This window comes from Streptomyces sp. NPDC102259 (assembly GCF_044766465.1).
GTDB lineage: Bacteria > Actinomycetota > Actinomycetes > Streptomycetales > Streptomycetaceae > Streptomyces.
In genome coordinates, this window is record NZ_JBIWMA010000026.1 from 93,005 (window position 1) to 112,063 (window position 19,059).

The window sequence follows — 19,059 nt, forward strand, 5'->3', positions numbered from 1 at the left end:
GAACGAGGAGCACGACGATGACAGGGCAGCCGTTCCCCGTCGAGGCCGGGCACATCATGCTGTTCGCCCGCGCCATCGGCGACGAGAACCCGGCGTACCGCGGCGAGGCCGCGTTCGCGCCGCCCACCTTCACCATGGCGAGCGCCCACTACGACCCCGAGTACCACCTGCGGCCCAAGCCCGGCCAGGAGTGGTTCGGTTCCGGCGGCGGCCCCGGCGCGATGCCGGAGGGCGGCGGCGGGCTGCACGCCGAGCAGCACTTCGAGTACCACCGGCCGGTACGCGCCGGCGAGACCCTCTACGCGCACACCGTCCCCGGACGCAGTTGGGAGAAGCGGGGCCGAACCGGCCGGCTGCTGTTCAGCGAGCGCGTCACCGAGTACCGGGACGCCGACGGCGAGCGCGTCGTCAGCGCCGTCACCGTGGCCGTCGTGCCCGAGGGCCCCGCAACCCCGAAGGACCCCCGATGAGCCTGAGCGTGGACGACGTCAAGGTCGGCGAGACCCGTGAGAGCGTCCTGGTGGACGACCTGAAACGGACCCGGATCGTCCAGTACGCGGGTGCCTCCGGTGACTTCAACCCGCTGCACTCGGACGAGAGGTTCGCCGTCGAGGCGGCCGGATACCCCGGCGTCTTCGCCCACGGCATGCTGACGATGGGCATGACCGGCCGGGTCCTCACCGACTGGGTCGGCCCCGAGGCGCTGCTCAGCTTCGGTGTGCGCTTCAAGGCCCAGGTGTGGCCCGGCGACACCCTCACCGCCACGGCCACCGTCGAGTCGTTCGAGGACACCCTGGACGGCCCGGTCGCGCACTTCTGCGTGCGTACGGTCAACCAGCACGGCGTCGAGGTGGTCACCGGCACCGCGGCAGCCCTCCTGGAGCCCTGAGCCAGTGGACGGCGGGACGCCCGTCACCTGGACCGCCATGGTGAGCGGCGCCTACGACCATGGCCGCCCCGCCGTCCGCTTCGGCGAGCGGACCTGGTCCGGACGCGAACTCCTCGACCGGGCGGGCGGCGCGGCCGAACGGCTCGACGGCCTCTGCCTCGACCCCGGCGAACCGGTGCCCGCCCTGGTCGCCACCTCCGCCGACGCCCTCGCCCTGGTGATCGGCGGCGCCGGGTCCGGCCACCCGCTCGCACCGCTCGGCGTCCGCATGACGGCGTACGAGATCGCCGAGGTGGTGAAGGCGATGGGTTCCCCGGTCCTGCTGGCCCAGAGCGAGTTCGCGGAACTGGGCCGGCAGGTCGCCGCCCGGTCGGGCCGACGGCTGGTCGTCGTGCCGGAACTATGCGCAAGTTCAAGGGAGTTGACGGCCGAGCCGGACCACCTGGCCGCCGTCCTGCATACCTCCGGCACGACGGGACTCCCCAAACCCGTGCCCATGACCCAACAGCGACTGGCCGCCCGCGCCCGGGTCAACGGGAGCCTGTGCATGCTGGCCCCCGACAGTTTCTACGGCGGCAGCGCGCCCTTCCACCACATCGCGGGACTCGGCAACATCGCCGTCGCTCTCGCCGCCGGCGCGCTGATCACCGGTCTGCCCCGCTTCACGGTCGAGGGCTGGACCCTGCTGCGCAACCTCGGCACCACCCACACCAGCATGGTCCCGGCGATGCTCGAGACGCTGCTGGCGGCGGGCGAGGCCCGCCATGGCGCCCTGCGGGTCCTCCAGTACGGGGGCGCGCCCGTCCGTCCCGGCACCCTGCGGCAGACGTACGAGGCGATGCCCGGCGTCCGCATGCTCAACATGTTCGGACAGACCGAGGGCTCGCCCATCAGCGTGCTCACCCCCGAGGACCACCGGGACGCGGTCGCGGGACGCATCGAGCTGCTGCGGTCCGTGGGGCGGCCCGCCCCCGGGGTCGAGGTCAGGGTCCGCGACGCCGGAGCGGACGGCGTCGGTGAGATCCACGCCCGCGCCGCTCACCTCTTCCGGACCGACGCCGAGGGCTGGCTGCACAGCGGCGACCTCGGCCGCCTGGCGGAGGACGGCTATCTCTACCTCCTCGGCCGGCACACCGACATGATCATCCGCGGTGGCGAGAACGTCCATCCGCTGGAGGTCGAGACGATCCTGGCCACGCATCCCGGCGTGGCGGACGTGGCCGTGGCCGGCGTTCCCGACGAGCGGCTCGGGCAGACCGTCGTCGCCTTCGTCGTGCCGTCCGACCCGGACGACCCGCCCGACCCGACGGCGCTCAGGGCGCACGCCCGCACCCGGCTGTCCGGGTTCAAGGTCCCGGTCCGCTGGTGGTTCGTGGCCGACCTGCCGCGCAACGCGAACGGCAAGGTCGTACGCCGAAGTCTTCGGGAGCCCACCCCAAGGAGGAGCCCATGATGGACCGCTCGCCGGTCGGCCCGGAAACGATGGGTGTCGACCCGCACCGACTGGACGTGCTCCTGCGCCGGATCCGCCTGGAGGTCGACCACGGACCGCTGCCGTCCGCCCAGGTGGCCGTCGCGAGGGGCGGCCGGCTGGTGGCCTTCGAGACATGGGGCGACGCCGGCCCCGACACCCGGTACATCCTCCAGTCCGTCGGACGGTCGATCGTCGCGGGAGCGGTGTGGAAGCTGATCAGCGAGGGTCTCCTGGACGTGAGCGAGCAAGTCGCCGCGATCGTACCGGAGTTCGCGCCGAACGGGAAGGAGGCGGTGACGGTCGAGCAGGTGCTCACGCACACCGCGGGCTTCCCCTTCGCGCCGCTCGGCCTCGCGAAGGCGCTCAGCCGCGAGGAGCGGCTCGCCGCCTTCGGCCGCTGGCGGCTCGACCACCCCCCGGGCAGCCGTTTCCAGTTCCATCTCACCTCGGCCGCCTGGCTGATCGCCGAGATCGTCGAACGGCGTACGGGCCTGACCTTCGCCGAGTACCTGCGGCAGCGGATCGCCGGGCCGCTCGGCCTGACCTCGCTCGAACTCGGTGTCCCGGTGGACCGGCAGCCCGGGAGCGTCGCGCCGATGACGGCCACCGACCGTTCGAGCGACGACCAGGAGGCCGATCCCTGGGGCCCCTGGTATCTCTCCGATCCGCGGGTGCTCGCGGCCGGTGAGCCCAGCCACGCCCTGGTCGCCACGGCCGCCGACGTCGCCCTGTACTTCCAGGCACTGGAGCACTCGGACCTGTGGAAGCCGGAAGCGGTGGCGGAGGGCACCCGGATCCGGCTGACGGAGCATCCGTACGGCGACCGGCTCTACGGGGGCGGCTCCGGCCGTCGAACCAGCATGGGGCTGTTCGTCACCGTGGCGGGCCCCGACGCGGGCAGCAACCTGCCCTCCACCGGCTCGCCCGCCCTCTTCGGCAGCGCCGGAGCCGCGTACCAGCTCGGCTTCATGGACCCGGAGAGCGGCCTGTCCTTCGCCTGTCTGAGCAACGGCTACCCGCTGGCCGGCTACGACCACTCCCGGCGCGGCACGGCCCTGCTCGCGAACATCGCGAACCTCGCGGCGGATCTCACGCACTGAGCCCGGCACCGCACGCCGGTACCGGGCTCGAGGACTGTTCCCGAGGGCTCAGGGGATGATCAGCTGCTGGGCGTTGTGGAACATGATGTCGTCCTGGGCGGACTCGTCGAGTTCCGCGATGAGCTTGCGGAAGTCGGCCGGATCGGCCAGGCCCTCGGCGTGCGGGAAGTCGGAGCCCATGACGATGGACTCGTGGTGGCCGAGGCGCTTGACGACGTTCACGATGTCGTCCTCCGGATAGGGCACCACGCGGACGTGCCGGCGGAAGACCTGGCTGGGCCGCTCGTCCAACTGCCCGCCGATCCAGGGGCCGTTGCGGCCCATGCCACGGCTCTTGTCCATGTGGCGCACGAAGTGCGGCACCCACTCGGAGCCGAACTCGGAGACCAGGACGTTGATGTCGGGGAAGCGGCCGAAGAGGTTGTCGAAGATCAGCGCGGACAGCGTCTCCTCGATGGGACGTTGGCCGTAGGTGTTCTGCCACTGCCAGGCCGACATCCGGAAGTGGATGGGGCTGGGGTCGTAGCCCCAGGCGGGCGCCACCTGTGAGTTGTAGTAGAACTCGCTGATGTGGTAACAGACGCTCGCCTTGGCCTCGTTGACCAGTTTCCAGAACGGGTCGAAGTACGGGTCGCCCGGCGAGCGGCCGTACACCGGGCCGGTGGGCATCAGGATGAAGCGGGCGCCCTGCTCCAGGACGTACTCCAGCTCCTTGACCGCGCTGGGCAGGTCGCGCAGCGAGAGCAGGGCGGGGGCGTAGATGCGGCCCTGGTGGTTGAAGCCCCACACCTCGTTCATGTACCGGTTGAACGAGTGGTAGTTGGCGTAGAGCGGTTCGACGCCGCTCACGTACTCCTCCGCCACCAGCGCCCAGCCGCCCGGGTACATGATCGTCTGGTCGAGACCCTGCTCGTCCATGATCCGCAGCCGGGCGTCGCGGTTCTGGTACGCCTCGTGCATCGGCTCGAACTGGTACGTCTCCTCCGGATTGCCCGAGGCCATCGCCTTGAGCATCTCCTTCAGCGAACCGGGTCGGTAGACCTGCCCGAACTCGGGCTCCAGGCATACGACGATCCGGTTCCCGGCGAGGATCACCTCCCGCCCGTCCGGCAGGGTCACCGGTGCGACCGCCGCGCCGAGGAACTCCTTCGGGAGGTAGCGGGTGAAGGAGTCCCGTTCCTCGTACATGTGCTGGTCGCAGTCGAAGATGCGCTTGCGCTGTTCGGCCATGGCCGTCGCCTCCGGACCCCAGGAGCTATTCAGTACGCCTTCTATAATTATCTAACTGTTTATGGAGCGCAAGGGGTCGCAGAGGGCGAGTGCGGGCGGCTCGTCGCCGGGACTCAGTCGAGGAGCTCGAGCACCGTCTTCGGTCCGGCCGCGTTCACGACGTCGTCGGCGCTGGAGATGTGCCGCTGCCAGAGCTTCTCGGCCTCGTCGGCCTTGCCGGACTCGATCAGACCGACCAGCCGCACATGGGCCCGGTGTCCCTTGAGGGCCTGCGCCTTCTGGGCCTCGGCGTCGGCGGCGCCCGCGGTGTAGGAGGCGTTGGCCCGGTCGATGATGTTGCGCAGCATGCTGCACAGCAGGATGAGGGTCTTGTTGCCGGTGAGCTCGATCAGCAGGGCGTGGAAGGCGTCCTGCGCGTCCACCAGGGCGAGCGCGTCGTCCAGTACGGACTTCTCGGCCGCCAGCGCGGCACGCAGCCGCTCGATGTCCTCCGCCGTGTGCTTGGCGGCGAGTTGGCGGGCACAGGGCGGCTCGATGAGGGCCGCCGCACGGTAGATGTCACCCAGCGTGGCGCCGCGGTACTCAAGGATCAGGCCGGCGAAACGGGCGGCGACATCCGCGTCGGGCGCGCTCACCCGGGCGCCGCCGTGGGCGCCGCGGCGCACCGTGATCAGGGACTCCGACTCCAGCACCCGGAACGCCTCGCGCAGCGTCGGCCGCGAGATGCCGAACTGCTCCATCAGTCCCGACTCCGGCGGCAGCGCGTCGTCGGGCTTCAGTTCGCCCCGTACGATCTGGCGGCGCAGGTGCGCGGCGACCAGTTCGGCGGTCTTCGGCACCCGGACCTGGCGTCCGACCCGGTTGTGGGAGGGGGCGGGCACGGTCGCCGGTACTGCTGCGCGGGCTGCCTCGGCCACGGCGGGCTCTCCTCATATAGCAAAATGAATCGTCTTAGTACATCGAGGGTACCAGGTCAAGGGATGAGTGATCCGCTGTTCGCGGCAGTCGGTCCGGGCCCGGTCTGGCGCCCCGGGTGACCGGTGGTATATAGATGATTCATCTAGCTATAAGCTGAGCCGGCCGCAAGGTCGACGGGCCCGTGGGAGTGACCTCGATGACCGAGAATCCGACCCCGGTGATCCTCACCGAGTACACCGACGACGGGGTCATGCTCCTCACCCTCAACCGGCCCGAGCGGCACAACGCCTGGACGCTGGAGATGGAGCTGCTCTACAACGAGCTGTTCGACCGCGCGGAGGCGGATCCCGGGGTCCGGGCCGTGGTGCTCACCGGCGCCGGACGCGGTTTCTGCCCGGGGATGGACATGAGCGTGCTGGACGGGGCGTCGTCCGGCGCCCGTCCGTGGCCCACGGACCAGCTGCCTGCGCGCACCCGTCCCATGTCCTTCCCGAAACCCGTCGTCGCGGCCGTCAACGGCGCCTGTGCGGGCATCGGGTTCAACCAGGCGCTCATGTGCGACGTCCGGTTCGCCGTGCCGCACGCCAAGTTCGCCGCCGCCTTCAGCGCGCGCGGGCTGGTGGCCGAGGACGGCGTGTCCTGGCTGCTGCCCCGGCTGGTCGGCTACGGCAACGCCGCCGATCTGCTGCTGTCCTCGCGCCGGGTCACCGGGACGGAGGCGCTGCGGATGGGGCTGGTCAACCGGCTGGTCGAGCCGGCGGACCTGCTGCCGGCCGCACTCGCGTACGCGACCGAACTGGCCCGCTCGGCCAGCCCGTACGCGATGTCGCTCATCAAGCGGCAGCTCGCCGACGACCAGGCGCGGACCTTCGCCGGCAGCCGCGACCGAGCGGCCGCGCTGCTGGCCACGGCGAAGCGCGCCCCGGACTACCGCGAGGGCGTCCTCAGCTTCATCGAGCGCCGACGGCCGGAGTTCGCGGGGCTGGGGGAGATCACGGCGGTCGCCGCCGACTCCGCGTCCGAGCCCGGGACGGAGACCGCGTCATGACCCGCGCCGAACCCCCGCTGCACCGCCGGACCATCGCCGTCACCTCGTACGAGGAGGCGGACGGCGACGAGATCTCGGTGGTGGCGGAACTGTGCGACGAGCGGCCCTGGGCGGAGCCGTCGGCCGCCGTCGTGCACCGGATGACGCTCACGGTGCGGGTCCGGCTCGCGGACATGGTCATCGTGGCCGCCGACGCGGAGATGCGGACCTTCCCGCACGCCGAGTGCCCGCTCGTCACCCCGGTCTTCGACGACCTGGTCGGGCGCTGTGTCGCCGCGGGGTACAACCGGGAGATCCAGGAGCGGTTCCGCGGGGTCTCCGGCTGCTCCCACCTCTACGAGCTGACCCGGGTGCTCGGTCCGGCGGTGGTGCAGGCGGCCATGGCCGCCAACGCGCGGCGGCGTGACGCGGGTGAGCCCGCCCATGGCCCGCGCGCCACGGCCGGGGTGCTGAACAGCTGCCACATCTGGGCGCCGGACGGCGTCGGTCTGCGCAAACTCGACGCGGGCTGGCTCCCGGGGACCGGCCCGCGTCCGGTCCCCGAGCTCGGCACCTTCGAACCTCCTACGGACGCGTGAGCCGCGGCTCGCGCGGCAGCCCGAGCACCTTCTCCGCGAGGATGTTCCGCTGCACCTGCGAGGTCCCCGCGTAGATGGTTCCGGAGCGGGCGATCAGGTAGGTCGTCGACCAGGACGCCGAGGAGTTCGCGGCGCCGGGGTCGTCGGCGCGGTAGGTGCGCAGCGGTGGCCGGCCGACCGGCACCTGGCCGTGCAGACCCATGATGTCCATCGCCAGATCGGTGACGGCGGTGTGGTACTCGCTCCAGTACAGCTTCGCGATCGACGACTCGGGGCCCGGATCGGCGCCCTTGAGCCAGCCGGTCAGGATCCGGTAGCCGAGGTAGCGCATGATCTCCACCTTGGACCAGCACCAGGCGATCCGCTGCCGGATCACCGGATCCCGGTCCTTGCCGTACAGACGGGCCAGCTCGACGAGACGTTCGACCTCGGCCTTGAACAGGATCGGGTTGGTGGCCGCCTCCTCCCCGCGCTCCACGCCCAGCAGGCTCTGGGCGACCGTCCAGCCGTTGTCGACGCCACCGACGACGAGGTCGGCGCGCGTGCGGGCGCCGGTGAAGAAGACCTCGTTGAAGTGCAGCTGTCCGCTCATCATGCGGAAGGGCCGCACCTCGACACCGGGCTGACCGAGCGGGACGAGGAGGAAGGAGATGCCGTGGTGGGGGGAGGCGTCCTGGTTCGTGCGGGCGAGGACGAAGATCCAGTCGCTGTGATGGGCGCCTGACGTCCACACCTTCTGGCCGTCGACCACCCACTCGCCCCCCTCGCCCCCCGCACCGTCTTCGTCCAGGACCGCTCGTGTCCGCAGAGATGCCAGGTCCGAGCCCGCGTCCGGCTCCGAGTACCCCTGGCACCAGGTGTCCTCGCCGCCGAGGATGCGAGGGAGGAAGTGCGCCTTCTGCTCCTCCGTGCCCCAGCGCAGCAGTGTGTTCGCCAGCATCTTCACGCCGAAGGTGTCCTGCGGCAGCCCGAACGGCACGCCGGCGAGGGCGAGTTCCTCCATGAGGACGACCTGGTGGAGCTTGGACAGGCCCCGGCCGCCGTACCGCTCGGGCCAGGTGAGGGAGAGGTAGCGGCGCTCGGCGAGCCGTCGGCGCCAGTCACGGGCGAAGTCCCGGGCCGGGCCCTCGTCGAGGGCGCCGATGCCCTTCCAGTCCGTCGGCAGCGTCTCGGCGAGGAACGCCCGGACCTCGGTGCGGAACGTCTCGGTCTCCGGGGGATAGCGGATGTCCACCTGGTTCGTCTCCTCGTCCGGCGCCGCTGGCGCAGCTCATCGCTGTATTGATTGTTTCAGCATAATAGGTTATCTATTTAATAGGAATACTGGAGAGTCGGAAGCGGGCTGACATGGGACTGCTGGACGGCCGGACCGCCGTGATCACCGGCGGCGCACAGGGCATCGGCCTCGAGATCGCCGCGGTCCTCGGCGGCCAGGGCGCGGCCGTCGTCCTCGGCGACATCGACGGGGAGGCCGCCGCGCGGGCCGCCGAGCGTCTGGCCGAGCAAGGCGTGACCGCCACCTCGCTGCGCTGCGACGTCACCGACGAGGAACAGGTCGCCGCCCTCGTCGCCCACTGCACCGACACCTTCGGACCGGTCGGCGTCATGGTGAACAACGCCGGGATCACCCGGGACGCGACCCTGCGCAAGATGGCCCTGGCCGACTTCCGCGCCGTCGTCGACGTACACCTGACCGGCGCCTGGAACGGCACCCGGTACGCCGCCGAGGCGATGCGTGCCCACGGCCGGGGCGGCAGCATCGTCAACATCTCCTCCATCGCCGGCAAGGTCGGCAACTTCGGCCAGACGAACTACAGCGCGGCCAAGGCCGGACTCGTCGGCCTCACCAAGGCCTCCGCCAAGGAGCTCGCGAAGGCGGGCATCCGCGTCAACGCCGTGCAACCCGGTCTGATCCGCACCGCCATGACCGAGGCGATGCCCGAGGCGGCCTGGGACGCGAAGCTCGCCGAGATCCCCCTGGGCCGCGCGGGCGAACCCGCCGAGGTCGCCCAGGTCGTCCTCTTCCTCGCCTCCGACCAGGCGAGCTACGTCACCGGAGCCGTGGTCGAGGTGACCGGCGGCCGGTACATGTGATCACTCATGAAAGGCATGCCTGATGCCCGCTCTCCTGCGTGACGCGGTGATCTGCGAACCCGTGCGCACCCCCGTCGGCGGCTACGGCGGAGTCTTCCGCGACGTGACCGCGGCCGAGCTCGCGGCCACGGTCGTACGGGCCGTGCTGGAGCGCACCGGCATACCGCCCGCCGCCGTGGACGACGTCCTGCTGGGCCAGTGCTACCCCAACGGCGAGGCTCCCGCCATCGGCCGCGTGGCCGCCCTGGACGCCGGCCTCCCGGTGGAGGTGCCGGGCCTCCAGATCGACCGCAGGTGCGGCTCCGGACTTCAGGCGATCATCACCGCGGCGATGCAGGTGCAGACCGGCGCGAGCGATCTCGTCCTGGCCGGGGGCGTCGAGTCCATGAGCCAGGCCGAGTTCTACAGCACCGGCGTCCGCTGGGGCGTGCGCGGCGCGGGCACCACGCTGCACGACCGACTGGCCCGCGGCCGGGTCACGTCCGGGGGCGTCAACCACCCCGTTCAGGGCGGCATGCTGGAGACCGCCGAGAACCTCCGCCGCGAGTACGCCATCCCCCGCGAGGAACAGGACCGACTCGCCCTGCGCTCGCACGAGAAGGCCGTCGCGGCCCAGCGGGAGGGCCGATTCGCCGACGAGATCGTGCCCGTCACGGTAGCCACAAGGAAGGGCCAGACGGTCGTCGACACCGATGAACACCCGCGCCCCGACTCCTCGTTGGAGAAGCTCGCCGGGCTCCGGCCGGTCCTCGGACGCCAGGACCCCGAGGCGACCGTCACGGCGGGCAACGCCAGCGGACAGAACGACGGTGCCGCGCTCTGCGTCGTGACCCACCCCGAGCGCGCCGCCGAACTCGGCCTGCGCCCGCTGGGCCGCCTTCTGTCCTGGGCCGTCGTCGGCGTACCGCCGCGGACGATGGGCATCGGGCCGGTGCCCGCCACCGCCAGGGCCCTGGAACGGGCCGGACTGAAACTCGCCGACATCGACCTGATCGAACTCAACGAGGCCTTCGCCGCCCAGGTACTGGCCTGCACCCGCGCATGGGGACTGACCGAGACCGACTTCGAGCGCGTCAACGTCAACGGCTCCGGCATCTCGCTGGGCCACCCCGTCGGCGCCACCGGCGGCCGCATCCTCGCCACCCTGCTGCGCGAACTCGACCGCCGCCAGGCCCGGTACGGCCTGGAGACCATGTGTCTCGGCGGTGGCCAGGGCCTGGCCGCGGTCTTCGCGCGGCCGACGGACGCAACCCACGCTCATGGAGGACGCTGACATGGCCGGACTGATCGCATACGGCGCCTACGTGCCGTACCACCGCCTCGCCCGGACGGACATCGCCGCCGTCCTGGGCACGGGGGCGGGCAAGGGGACCCGCGCGGTCGCGGGCTACGACGAGGACACCACGTCCATGGCCGTCGAGGCGGCCCGCGGCGCCCTCGCCCGCGACGGACTGCGCCCCCGCATCGGCCAGCTCTTCCTCGCCACCGCCGCCCCCGCCTACCTCGACAAGACCAACGCGACCGCCGTGCACGCCGCGCTCGGCCTGGACGAGCACGTGCTCGCCGCCGACATGGCGGGCTCGGTCCGCTCCGGCCTCGCGGCCCTGGTGACCGCGGCCCGTTCCCCGGTGGCCACCCTGACCGTCCTGTCCGATCTGCGCACCGGCCTGCCCGGCGGCGGCGACGAGATCGCCGGTGGCGACGGCGCCGCCGCGTTCGTCTTCGGCGGACACCGCAACGGCGCCCCCGTCCTGGCGGAACTGCTCGCCCACGACACGGTCAGCGACGAGATCCTCGACCGCTGGCGGCTGCCGGGCGCGCCCGCCTCCCGGGTCTGGGAGGAACGCTTCGCCGAGGAGATCTATGTGTCCCTCGCGGACAAGGCGCTGAGCGGCGCCCTCGACCAGGCGGGTCTGGAACGGGGGGCGATCGACCACCTCGTGGTCTCCGGCCTGCACGCGCGCGCGTGCGCGTCCGTACGGCGTACGGCGGGCGTGGCGCCCGAGGCGGTGACCCCGGACCTCACCGGGACGATCGGCAACGCCGGCACCGCCCAGCCCGGTCTGCTCCTCGCCGACGTCCTCGACCGGGCCCGGCCCGGCGAGACCATCGCGCTCGTGGTGCTGGGCGACGGCGCCGGAGTCCTGCTGCTGCGCACCACCGAGGCGCTGCCCGCCCACCGCGCCGCCCACCCCGTCGCCGCCCAGATCGCCGCGGGCAGCGCCCCCATGCCGTATGCCGCCTACCTCTCCTGGCGCGGCCTCCTCGACCGCGAACCACCCCGTCGGCCGGACCCCGAACCCCCGTACGCCCCGCCCGCGCACCGCCGCGCCGGCTGGAAGTACGGCTTCGTCGCCTCCCGCTGCGAGAAGTGCGCTACCCGGCATCTGCCGCCGGACCGGGTGTGCACCGCCTGCCGGAGCGTCGACGCCATGACCGCCGAGCCGATGGAGCAGGTGCGCGGCACGGTCGCCACGTTCACCGTCGACCGGCTGGCCCACACCCCGAGTCCGCCGATGCTCGTCGTGGTCGTCGACTACGACGGCGGCGGCCGGTTCCGCTGCCAGCTCACCGACGCCACCGAGGCCGACGCCGTCATCGGCGCCCGGGTGGAGATGACGTTCCGGCGCACCGTCACCGCCGCCGGCGTCCACAACTACTTCTGGAAGGCCCGGCCGGTGCGCACGGGCGAGACTGGGGAGGCACGCGGATGAGCTCACACGGAATCCGGGACCGGGTCGCGATCGTCGGCATGGGCTGCACGCCCTTCGGCGAGCACTGGACGCGCTCGGCGGACGACCTCCTGATCGACGCCGTGGGCGAGGCGGTGACCTCGGCCGGCGTCACGCTCGACGACATCGACGCGTACTGGTTCGGCACCCAGGCCTCCGGCGTGTCCGGGCTGACCCTGAGCCGGGCGCTCCACCTGCCGTACAAACCGGTCACCCGGGTGGAGAACATGTGCGCCACCGGCTCCGAGGCCCTGCGCAACGCCTGTTACGCGGTCGCCTCCGGCGCGTACGACATGGCCATGGCGGTCGGCGTGGAGAAGCTCAAGGACTCCGGCATGTCCGGGCTGTCCGGGACCGTGATCCCGGGGGCCGGCGACGACAGCCGCGGCGAGATCACCGCGCCGGCGAACTTCTCCCTCCTCGCCCCCGCCTACGCCGCCAAGTACGGCCTGGACCAGGACGAGCTGAAGGACGTCATCACCCGCATCGCCTGGAAGAACCATGCCAACGGGGCCCGCAACCCCCGCGCCCAGTTCCGCAAGGAGGTCCCGCCGGAGCGCATCCGGTCGGCCCCGATCGTCGCCGGCATGCTCGGCGTGTTCGACTGCTCGGGGGTCTCGGACGGCTCGGCGGCGGCGATCGTCGTACGGGCCGAGGACGCCCACAAGTACACCGACAAGCCGATCTTCGTGAAGGCACTGTCCTTCGTCGCGGGCCCCGCGGACGGGCTCCTCGACCCCGAGTACGACTTCACCACCTTCCCCGAGGTCGTCGCCTCCGCACGGGAGGCCTACCGGCAGGCGGGCATCACCGACCCGCGCGCCGAACTCGCGCTCGCCGAGGTCCACGACTGCTTCACGCCCACGGAGTTGGTGCTGATGGAGGATCTGGGCTTCGCCGAGCGCGGGCAGGGCTGGAAGGACGTCACCAGCGGGGTCTTCGACCTGGACGGCCCGCTGCCGGTCAACCCGGACGGCGGTCTGAAGGCCTTCGGCCACCCCATCGGCGCCTCGGGCCTGCGCATGATGTTCGAGGCCTGGCTGCAACTGCGGGGCGAGGCACCGCCCGAGCGGACGGTCCGGTCCGTGGCCCAGGGGCGTTCGCTCGCCCTGACGCACAACCTCGGCGGCGGACCCGGCGAATGCGTCTCGTTCGTCTCCGTCGTCGGCAGCGAACTCACCGACTGAGAAAGGCGGTTCGGCCATGGGACGACTCGAAGGCAAGGTGGCCCTGGTCACCGGGGCCGCGTCCGGCATCGGCGCGGCCACCGCGCGTCGCCTGGCGGCCGAGGGCGCGCACACGGTGGTCGCCGACCTGAACCTCGACGGCGCCGAGGCGGTGACGCGGGAGATCCACGCCGCCGGGGGCTCCGCGACGGCCGTCCCCGTCGACCTCGGTGACGTGGAGAGCGTACGGGCCATGGTGGCCGCCGCGGTCGCGGCGTACGGCGGCCTCGACGTCCTGCACAACAACGCGGCGGCCACCCATCTGGCCGCCCGCCGGGACCTCGCCGTCGTGGAGGCCGACCCGGGGGTCTGGGACGACACGATGCGGATCAACCTCCGCGGAACGATGGTCGCCATCCAGGCCGCCGTCCCGCACATGATCACCCGTGGCGGCGGCTCGATCGTCAACACCTCGTCGGGGGCGGGCCTCGCGGGCGACCTGCGCAACCCCGCGTACGGCGCCTCGAAGGCCGCCCTCGTCAACCTCACGCAGTACGTCGCCACCCAGTACGGCAAGCAGGGCATCCGGTGCAACGCCATCGCGCCGGGCTTCGTCGTCACGCCGGCCAGCGCCGGTTCGGCGCACGGGGCGATCCGGGAGGCGATGCTGCGTCATCACCTCACGCCACGGCTGGGGCGCCCGGAGGACGTCGCGTCGGCGGTCGTCTTCCTCGCCTCCGACGAGTCGGCCTTCATCACCGGACACACCCTGCGCGTGGACGGCGGACTGCTGTCCCACCAGCCGTACGTGGCGGACCTTCGCGACGCGTGAACCGCGCTCAGGCCAGCGACTCCGGCTCCAGGTCGCCCAGGTAGGCGGCCCGGACCGCCGGATCGCGGCGCACCTCCTGCGGGGTGCCGGCGCAGATCCGGCGTCCGAAGTCCAGGACGACGACCTGATCGCAGACGCTCATGACCATGTCGACGTCGTGCTCGACCAGCAGCACCCCCATGCCCCAGTCCTCGGCCAGCCGCCGCACCAGCCGGGCCAGTTCCCGCGTCTCGTCGTCCGACAGCCCCGCGGCCGGTTCGTCGAGGAGCAGCACGGAGGGCGAAGCCGCCACCGCGCGGGCGATGGCCAGCAGCCGCCGCTCGCCGTACGACAGGTCGCCCACCGGCCGTTCCAGACTGTCCTGGAGGCCGAACTCCCGTACCGCGACCAGCACATGGGAGGGAAGCGGGCGGCTGCCGGGCCGGACCAGGTCGGTGAGGTACGCCCATCGGCCGGGCCGGTCGCAGGCCGCGTACAGGTTGTCCAGGACGGTCATGTCCTCGAACAGCTCCAGCGACTGGAAGGACCGGCTCAGCCCGGCCGCCGCCCGCCGGTGCACCGGCAGACGGGTCGCGTCCCGGTCGCCGAGGCGCACCGTGCCGGACGCGGCCCGGGTGAAACCGGTGACGGCGTCGATGGCGGAGGTCTTGCCGGCGCCGTTGGGGCCGATGAGCCCCACGATCCGGCCCGGCTGCACGTCCAGCGAGAGCCCGTCGACGGCGACGACACCGCCGTAGCGGACGGTGAGGTCCCGTACCTGGAGGGGCAAAGGCGCGGCGCGGGGCACGTCCGTGACGGCGGCCGACGCCTCCTGTCCGACCCGGGCCGCCGGCGTCCGCTTCGCGGACGGCCCGCGCCGGACGCCCGCCGCCCGGCCGCCGAGTTCCTTGGCGATGCCGTCCTGGTTGCCCACCAGGGTCAGCACCAGGATGATCCCGCCGATCAGCGGCATCCACTCGCTCAGACCGGGCAGCACCAGGTCCCCGAACCGGGCCCCGACCGTCCCGGCCGCGAAGGTCGCGGCGAACAGCGGGCCCACGAGGAAGCCGACGCCGCCGATCACCGCGAGCCCGAGCGCGGTGATGGAGTCGAAGCTGGCGAAGTCGGAGAAGACCACCGAGGTCGAACGGAAGCCGGTGAGTACTCCGGCGAGCGCGGCGATGGCCGCGGACAGGCCGAAGGCGTAGAGCTTGGCGGCGCGGACGTCGATGCCGAGTGCGGCGGCGGCGCGCTCGTTCGCCCGTACGGCGACGAGCCGGCGGCCGGTCCGGCTGCGCCGCACGTTGGCGACCACGAGCGCGGCGGCGACGAACAGCAGGAGCACCACGGCGGCGTACCGCTGCGGATGGTCGACTCCGGAGACGCTGACGCCGAACAGGGTCTGCTTGCCCACCGCGATGCCGTCGCTGCCGGGGGTCGTCGACAGGTCGGTGTTCTGGAAGACCATCGCCTCCAGTGTGGTGCCGAGCCCCAGGGTGATGATGGCGAGGTTGACGCCGCGCGTGCGGACCGCCGGCAGCGCGAACAGCAGCCCGATCGGGACCGTGCCCAACACACCTGCCAACAGGGCGAGTTCGAACGGCCACCCCCAGTCGGCCGCCGCGTGCCCGGCGATGAAGGCGCCGGTCCCGGCGAGGGCGTAGGCCGCGAGGGAGACCTGTCCCGCGTACCCGGTGACCACGACGATCGACAGGATGATCAGCGACAGCGTCAGGGTGGTGGTGATCGCGTCGGCCCACAGCGGCGTCGACACGCCCACCAGCACCAGCGCGACCACGGCGGCGAGCACCAGCGGCACCGGGTGCACGCGGCCGGTGCCCAGGGCGGGCAGACGCTCCAGGAACGTGCCGCGCAGCGGCAGCGCCCGGCCGCGTGCGATCAGGACCAGGGCGATGAACAGGAACGGCACGGACGAGGCGAGCCCGGTGACGTCGGAGCCGAAGCGGGTCAGCTCGCACTGCACGATCCCGATGACCAGACCGCCGGCGAGGGTCGCGGGGAACGACGAGAACCTGCCGACCAGGGCGGCGGCCAGGGCGCTCAGCAGGAGGGTCGTCAGGCCGGTCACCGACAGGCCGATGACCGGCACGATCAGGATGCCCGTCAGTCCCGCGAGCGCCGAGCCCAGCGCCCAGTTGCCGGTGGCGATCAGGTCCGGGGACCAGCCGAGGGAGGCGGCGGTGGCCTCGTTCTCCGCGACCGCGGAGGTGCCGAGGCCGAACAGCGTGCGCTTGTAGAGGAGGTGCAGGAGCGCGGTCACGGTCACCGCGATGCCGAGCAGCCAGACGCGGTCCTCGGTCACCGTCGCCCCGGCGATCGTCAGCAGCCGGGTGGGCAGCTTGCCCGGCACCAGCTGGAGGCTGTCGCCGTAGCGCTTGACGGCGATCGCGGTGAGGACGATGAACACCGCCAGGGTGCCGACCAGCCGGGCCAGCGAGGACGCCCTGCGCAGCGGGCGGAGCACCAGCAGATGGGTGAGCACGCCCAACGTGGCGGAGGCGAGCACGCCGCAGGCGGTGGCCGGCCAGTACGGCACGCCCTGCCGGCCGGCGAGCTCCCACTGGACGTAGGCGCCGGTCATGCCGATCGCGCCGTGCGCGAAGTTGAGGACGCCGGAGCCCCGGTAGACCAGCACGATGCCGTGCGCGGTGAGCGCGTAGAGCGCGCCCAGCCCCAGGCCGAGCAGCGCGAACCGCAGGATGTCGTCCATCGGGGAACCTCCCAGGGGTAGGGGCGGGGTACAGGTCAGACAGCACATTCATTTAAATAATTGTGCCGAGAGTACTTCACTAACCCGAAAACGCACCCCATGCTGTTCGCCATCTCGACGACGAGCCCCGCGGAGGAACCATGAACGACTCACGCCGACGCAGAACCGCCGCAGCGAGCTGTCTCGCGGTGACCGGAGCCCTGCTCGCCGCCGGCTGCGGGGGAGAGGCGTCCGGCAGCCCGGCCGAGACCTCCTCGCTCAAGGGCACACCGGTCAAGGTGATGGTCTGGACGCCGGAGGACACGCAGGGCAGCGCCCAGCCCGGAGTCCGGCTCACCGCCCAGGCGTACGAGAAGTGGATCAACGCCAACGGCGGCATCAAGGGCGCCCCACTCAAGGTGCTCACCTGCAACGAGAAGAACGACCCGGACGAGGCCGAGAAGTGCGCGCAGCAGGCGGTCGCCGAGAAGGTGGTCGCGGTGGTGGGGTCGTACAGCCTCGCGGGCGACCGCTACATGCCCATCCTGGAGAAGGCCGGCATCCCGTACCTCGGCGGGACCGGTGTCTCGGCGGCGGAGTTCTCCAACCCGCTGTCGTTCCCGGTCAACGGCGGCACCCCGGTGGTCTTCGCGGCGCACGGCCGTCAACTGGTGGAGCAGGGCTGCGAGAAGATCTCCGGAGTGCGCTACGACTTGGCGGCCGCCGCCATCGTCTCGCAGTTCCTCACCCTCGGCGTGACCTCCGCCGGAGGATCGGCGCCCAAGGACCTCAAGGTGCCGGTCACCGCCACCGACCTCGCCCCCCAGGTGGCCGCCGCGACCAAGGGCAGCGACTGCGTGAGCGTCATCCTGGGCACCCACTCGGACCTGTTCGTGAAGTCCTATGTGCAGTCCGGCGCCAAGACGAAACTCGGCAGCGTCGTCGGCAACCTCACCCCGCAACTGGCCGAGAGCACCGGCGGGAGCGGCAGTCCCCTGGAGGGCTCCGCGATCACCGGCTACTACCCGCCGACCTCCGACGCCGCCTGGAAGGACTTCCTCGCGGCCACCAAGGGCGACAAGGACATCGACACCACCAACGGCGCCAACGGGACCACCTGGGTGGCCTTCAAGGTCTTCACCGAGGCCGTGGGGCAACTGCCGACGATCACGGCGAAGGCCCTGGTGCAGGAGCTGAACACCACCTCGGGCATCGACACCGGAGGCCTGACGCCGCCGCTGACCTGGAAGGCGTCGACGGCCCTGCCGATCAAGGGTCTCAACCGCATCCACAACACCACCGCCACCGAACTGACCATCCACGACGGGAAGATCGAGTGGGCCAAGCCCGGATCCACCTTCGTCGACGTCCGCAAGGTGCTGACGGCCGCGTCGTCCGGCTGAGGAGAGAGCCCGTGCACGACACCGATGTGCCCCTGATCGAAGCTCGCGCCCTGTCCGCCGGATACGGCAGCCAACCCGTCGTACGCGACCTCGACCTCGAGGTCCGCCCCGGTGAGGTCGTCGCCCTGCTCGGACCCAACGGCGCGGGCAAGACCACCACGCTGCGGGCGCTCTCCGGCGGCCTCCTGCCGATGCACGGCGAGGCGCGCTGGCTGGGCGAGCCCAGCCGCGCACCGCTGCACCGCCGCGCCCGGCAGGGCCTGGCGTACGTCGGTGAGCGGGCGGTCTTCACCCGGCTCGACACCGCCGACAACCTGCGGGTCGGCCGGGTGACGACGGAGCAGGCGCTGGAGCTCTTCCCCGAGCTCGCCAAGCGCCTGAGGACCGGCGCGGGCATGCTGTCGGGCGGCGAACAGCAGATGCTGTCGCTGGCCCGCGCGCTGTGCCGCGCCCCCCGCGTGCTCCTCGCGGACGAACTGTCGCTCGGCCTCGCCCCGCTCGTGGTCGACCGGCTGCTGCGCGCCGTCCGCGAGGCGGCGGACCGCGGAATGGGAGCGCTGCTGGTCGAACAGCACGTGCGCAAGGTGCTCGACATCGCGGACCGCGTGTACGTCCTGCACCGCGGGCGCGTCACCATGACCGGCACCCCGGCGGAACTGCGCGGGGACCTGGACGCGATCGAGTCGTCGTACCTCGCGGAGAAGACCATTCATGCAACGGATGGATTCCTGCGACCGATTGAGGTGAACGCCCCAACCCGCAAGGCCGGGCTGCGCGACGCCCTCGCCCGTGCCGGCGTGCAGCGCGTGGTGTCACTCGGCGGGCCGGGCGGCACGCCACCGGGTCTCTCCGACGACGGCTTCCATCCGCTGCAGCGGCTCATGCGCTGGGTGAACGACGAGTGAT

The 19,059-nt window shown here is 71.9% G+C and carries 17 protein-coding genes; 13 read left to right on the forward strand and 4 right to left on the reverse strand.

Translation table 11 applies throughout. From position 1 onward, the window contains the following. Positions 1 to 17: 17 nt before the first annotated feature. The 4 genes from ACIRPU_RS37450 to ACIRPU_RS37465 are packed head-to-tail and all read left to right on the forward strand — an operon-like array spanning position 18 to position 3,463. The gene (locus ACIRPU_RS37450) at positions 18 to 470 is read left to right on the forward strand and encodes a MaoC family dehydratase N-terminal domain-containing protein (RefSeq protein WP_403875512.1); all 453 of its coding nucleotides are present in this window, start codon (positions 18 to 20) and stop codon (positions 468 to 470) included. After that, the gene (locus ACIRPU_RS37455) at positions 467 to 889 is read left to right on the forward strand and encodes a MaoC/PaaZ C-terminal domain-containing protein (RefSeq protein WP_403875514.1); all 423 of its coding nucleotides are present in this window, start codon (positions 467 to 469) and stop codon (positions 887 to 889) included. The genes ACIRPU_RS37450 and ACIRPU_RS37455 overlap by 4 nt, the downstream gene beginning before the upstream one ends. Before the next feature lie 4 nt (positions 890 to 893). Next, entirely contained in the window at positions 894 to 2,342 is a 1,449-nt protein-coding gene (locus ACIRPU_RS37460; protein ID WP_403875517.1) for a class I adenylate-forming enzyme family protein, read from the forward strand. Further along, positions 2,339 to 3,463: a serine hydrolase domain-containing protein gene (locus ACIRPU_RS37465; protein WP_403875520.1), complete on the forward strand. Its 1,125-nt coding sequence runs from the start codon at positions 2,339 to 2,341 to the stop codon at positions 3,461 to 3,463. The genes ACIRPU_RS37460 and ACIRPU_RS37465 overlap by 4 nt, the downstream gene beginning before the upstream one ends. A gap of 48 nt (positions 3,464 to 3,511) precedes the next feature. Here the strand turns inward: ACIRPU_RS37465 and ACIRPU_RS37470 are convergent, their stop codons facing one another. Beyond that, positions 3,512 to 4,693: an amidohydrolase family protein gene (locus ACIRPU_RS37470; protein WP_384110948.1), complete on the reverse strand. Its 1,182-nt coding sequence runs from the start codon at positions 4,691 to 4,693 to the stop codon at positions 3,512 to 3,514. Positions 4,694 to 4,806: 113 nt separating this feature from the next. After that, positions 4,807 to 5,610 carry a FadR/GntR family transcriptional regulator gene (locus tag ACIRPU_RS37475; protein ID WP_403875525.1) on the reverse strand — a complete coding sequence of 268 codons (804 nt, stop codon included), beginning with the start codon at positions 5,608 to 5,610 and terminating at the stop codon, positions 4,807 to 4,809. 197 nt (positions 5,611 to 5,807) lie between these two features. Here ACIRPU_RS37475 and ACIRPU_RS37480 point away from each other — a divergent pair, with 197 nt between their 5' ends. Together ACIRPU_RS37480 and ACIRPU_RS37485 are read left to right on the forward strand one after the other, a co-directional pair. Then, entirely contained in the window at positions 5,808 to 6,659 is an 852-nt protein-coding gene (locus ACIRPU_RS37480; protein ID WP_403875528.1) for an enoyl-CoA hydratase-related protein, read from the forward strand. Then, on the forward strand, positions 6,656 to 7,237 hold the full coding sequence (locus ACIRPU_RS37485; RefSeq protein ID WP_355705520.1) for a DUF2889 domain-containing protein: 582 nt from the start codon (positions 6,656 to 6,658) through the stop codon (positions 7,235 to 7,237). Before ACIRPU_RS37480 ends, ACIRPU_RS37485 begins: the two co-directional genes overlap by 4 nt. Here ACIRPU_RS37485 and ACIRPU_RS37490 read toward each other — a convergent pair. Then, complete coding sequence (locus tag ACIRPU_RS37490) at positions 7,224 to 8,471, reverse strand: acyl-CoA dehydrogenase family protein (protein WP_403875532.1); 1,248 nt, start codon at positions 8,469 to 8,471, stop codon at positions 7,224 to 7,226. The two genes, ACIRPU_RS37485 and ACIRPU_RS37490, sit on opposite strands and share 14 nt — an antisense overlap. Positions 8,472 to 8,584: 113 nt before the next feature. On the opposite strand from ACIRPU_RS37490, the gene fabG reads away from it, so the two are divergent. Genes fabG through ACIRPU_RS37515 form a run of 5 tightly spaced genes read left to right on the forward strand, consistent with a single transcriptional unit; the run spans position 8,585 to position 14,061 of the window. Continuing rightward, positions 8,585 to 9,331, forward strand: coding sequence for a 3-oxoacyl-ACP reductase FabG (fabG, locus tag ACIRPU_RS37495; RefSeq protein ID WP_403875535.1), 747 nt, complete (start codon positions 8,585 to 8,587; stop codon positions 9,329 to 9,331). A gap of 22 nt (positions 9,332 to 9,353) precedes the next feature. Beyond that, positions 9,354 to 10,604, forward strand: a complete 1,251-nt coding sequence (locus tag ACIRPU_RS37500; RefSeq protein ID WP_403875538.1) for an acetyl-CoA C-acetyltransferase — start codon at positions 9,354 to 9,356, stop codon at positions 10,602 to 10,604. 1 nt (position 10,605) lies between these two features. Next, on the forward strand, positions 10,606 to 12,045 hold the full coding sequence (locus ACIRPU_RS37505) for an OB-fold domain-containing protein (RefSeq protein WP_403875541.1): 1,440 nt from the start codon (positions 10,606 to 10,608) through the stop codon (positions 12,043 to 12,045). Continuing rightward, positions 12,042 to 13,250, forward strand: a complete 1,209-nt coding sequence (locus ACIRPU_RS37510) for an acetyl-CoA acetyltransferase (protein ID WP_403875544.1) — start codon at positions 12,042 to 12,044, stop codon at positions 13,248 to 13,250. The genes ACIRPU_RS37505 and ACIRPU_RS37510 overlap by 4 nt, the downstream gene beginning before the upstream one ends. Before the next feature lie 16 nt (positions 13,251 to 13,266). Further along, entirely contained in the window at positions 13,267 to 14,061 is a 795-nt protein-coding gene (locus tag ACIRPU_RS37515) for an SDR family NAD(P)-dependent oxidoreductase (protein WP_403875547.1), read from the forward strand. Positions 14,062 to 14,068: 7 nt separating this feature from the next. Here the strand turns inward: ACIRPU_RS37515 and ACIRPU_RS37520 are convergent, their stop codons facing one another. After that, positions 14,069 to 16,771: an ATP-binding cassette domain-containing protein gene (locus tag ACIRPU_RS37520; RefSeq protein WP_403875549.1), complete on the reverse strand. Its 2,703-nt coding sequence runs from the start codon at positions 16,769 to 16,771 to the stop codon at positions 14,069 to 14,071. Between the two features lie 140 nt (positions 16,772 to 16,911). Here ACIRPU_RS37520 and ACIRPU_RS37525 point away from each other — a divergent pair, with 140 nt between their 5' ends. Both ACIRPU_RS37525 and ACIRPU_RS37530 read left to right on the forward strand, forming a co-directional pair. Continuing rightward, the gene (locus tag ACIRPU_RS37525; protein ID WP_403875552.1) at positions 16,912 to 18,153 is read left to right on the forward strand and encodes an ABC transporter substrate-binding protein; all 1,242 of its coding nucleotides are present in this window, start codon (positions 16,912 to 16,914) and stop codon (positions 18,151 to 18,153) included. An 11-nt stretch (positions 18,154 to 18,164) separates the two neighbouring features. Beyond that, on the forward strand, positions 18,165 to 19,058 hold the full coding sequence (locus ACIRPU_RS37530) for an ATP-binding cassette domain-containing protein (protein WP_403875555.1): 894 nt from the start codon (positions 18,165 to 18,167) through the stop codon (positions 19,056 to 19,058). Position 19,059: the final 1 nt, after the last annotated feature.

Excerpts from the sequence above, each read along its gene's own strand:
- ACIRPU_RS37450 (WP_403875512.1), top strand. The coding sequence starts at position 18 with ATGACAGGGCAGCCGTTCCCCGTCGAGGCCGGGCACATCATGCTGTTC.
- ACIRPU_RS37455 (WP_403875514.1), top strand. The coding sequence starts at position 467 with ATGAGCCTGAGCGTGGACGACGTCAAGGTCGGCGAGACCCGTGAGAGC.
- ACIRPU_RS37465 (WP_403875520.1), top strand. The coding sequence starts at position 2,339 with ATGATGGACCGCTCGCCGGTCGGCCCGGAAACGATGGGTGTCGACCCG.
- ACIRPU_RS37470 (WP_384110948.1), bottom strand. The coding sequence starts at position 4,693 with ATGGCCGAACAGCGCAAGCGCATCTTCGACTGCGACCAGCACATGTAC.
- ACIRPU_RS37480 (WP_403875528.1), top strand. The coding sequence starts at position 5,808 with ATGACCGAGAATCCGACCCCGGTGATCCTCACCGAGTACACCGACGAC.
- ACIRPU_RS37485 (WP_355705520.1), top strand. The coding sequence starts at position 6,656 with ATGACCCGCGCCGAACCCCCGCTGCACCGCCGGACCATCGCCGTCACC.
- fabG (WP_403875535.1), top strand. The coding sequence starts at position 8,585 with ATGGGACTGCTGGACGGCCGGACCGCCGTGATCACCGGCGGCGCACAG.
- ACIRPU_RS37500 (WP_403875538.1), top strand. The coding sequence starts at position 9,354 with ATGCCCGCTCTCCTGCGTGACGCGGTGATCTGCGAACCCGTGCGCACC.
- ACIRPU_RS37505 (WP_403875541.1), top strand. The coding sequence starts at position 10,606 with ATGGCCGGACTGATCGCATACGGCGCCTACGTGCCGTACCACCGCCTC.
- ACIRPU_RS37510 (WP_403875544.1), top strand. The coding sequence starts at position 12,042 with ATGAGCTCACACGGAATCCGGGACCGGGTCGCGATCGTCGGCATGGGC.
- ACIRPU_RS37515 (WP_403875547.1), top strand. The coding sequence starts at position 13,267 with ATGGGACGACTCGAAGGCAAGGTGGCCCTGGTCACCGGGGCCGCGTCC.
- ACIRPU_RS37520 (WP_403875549.1), bottom strand. The coding sequence starts at position 16,771 with ATGGACGACATCCTGCGGTTCGCGCTGCTCGGCCTGGGGCTGGGCGCG.
- ACIRPU_RS37525 (WP_403875552.1), top strand. The coding sequence starts at position 16,912 with ATGAACGACTCACGCCGACGCAGAACCGCCGCAGCGAGCTGTCTCGCG.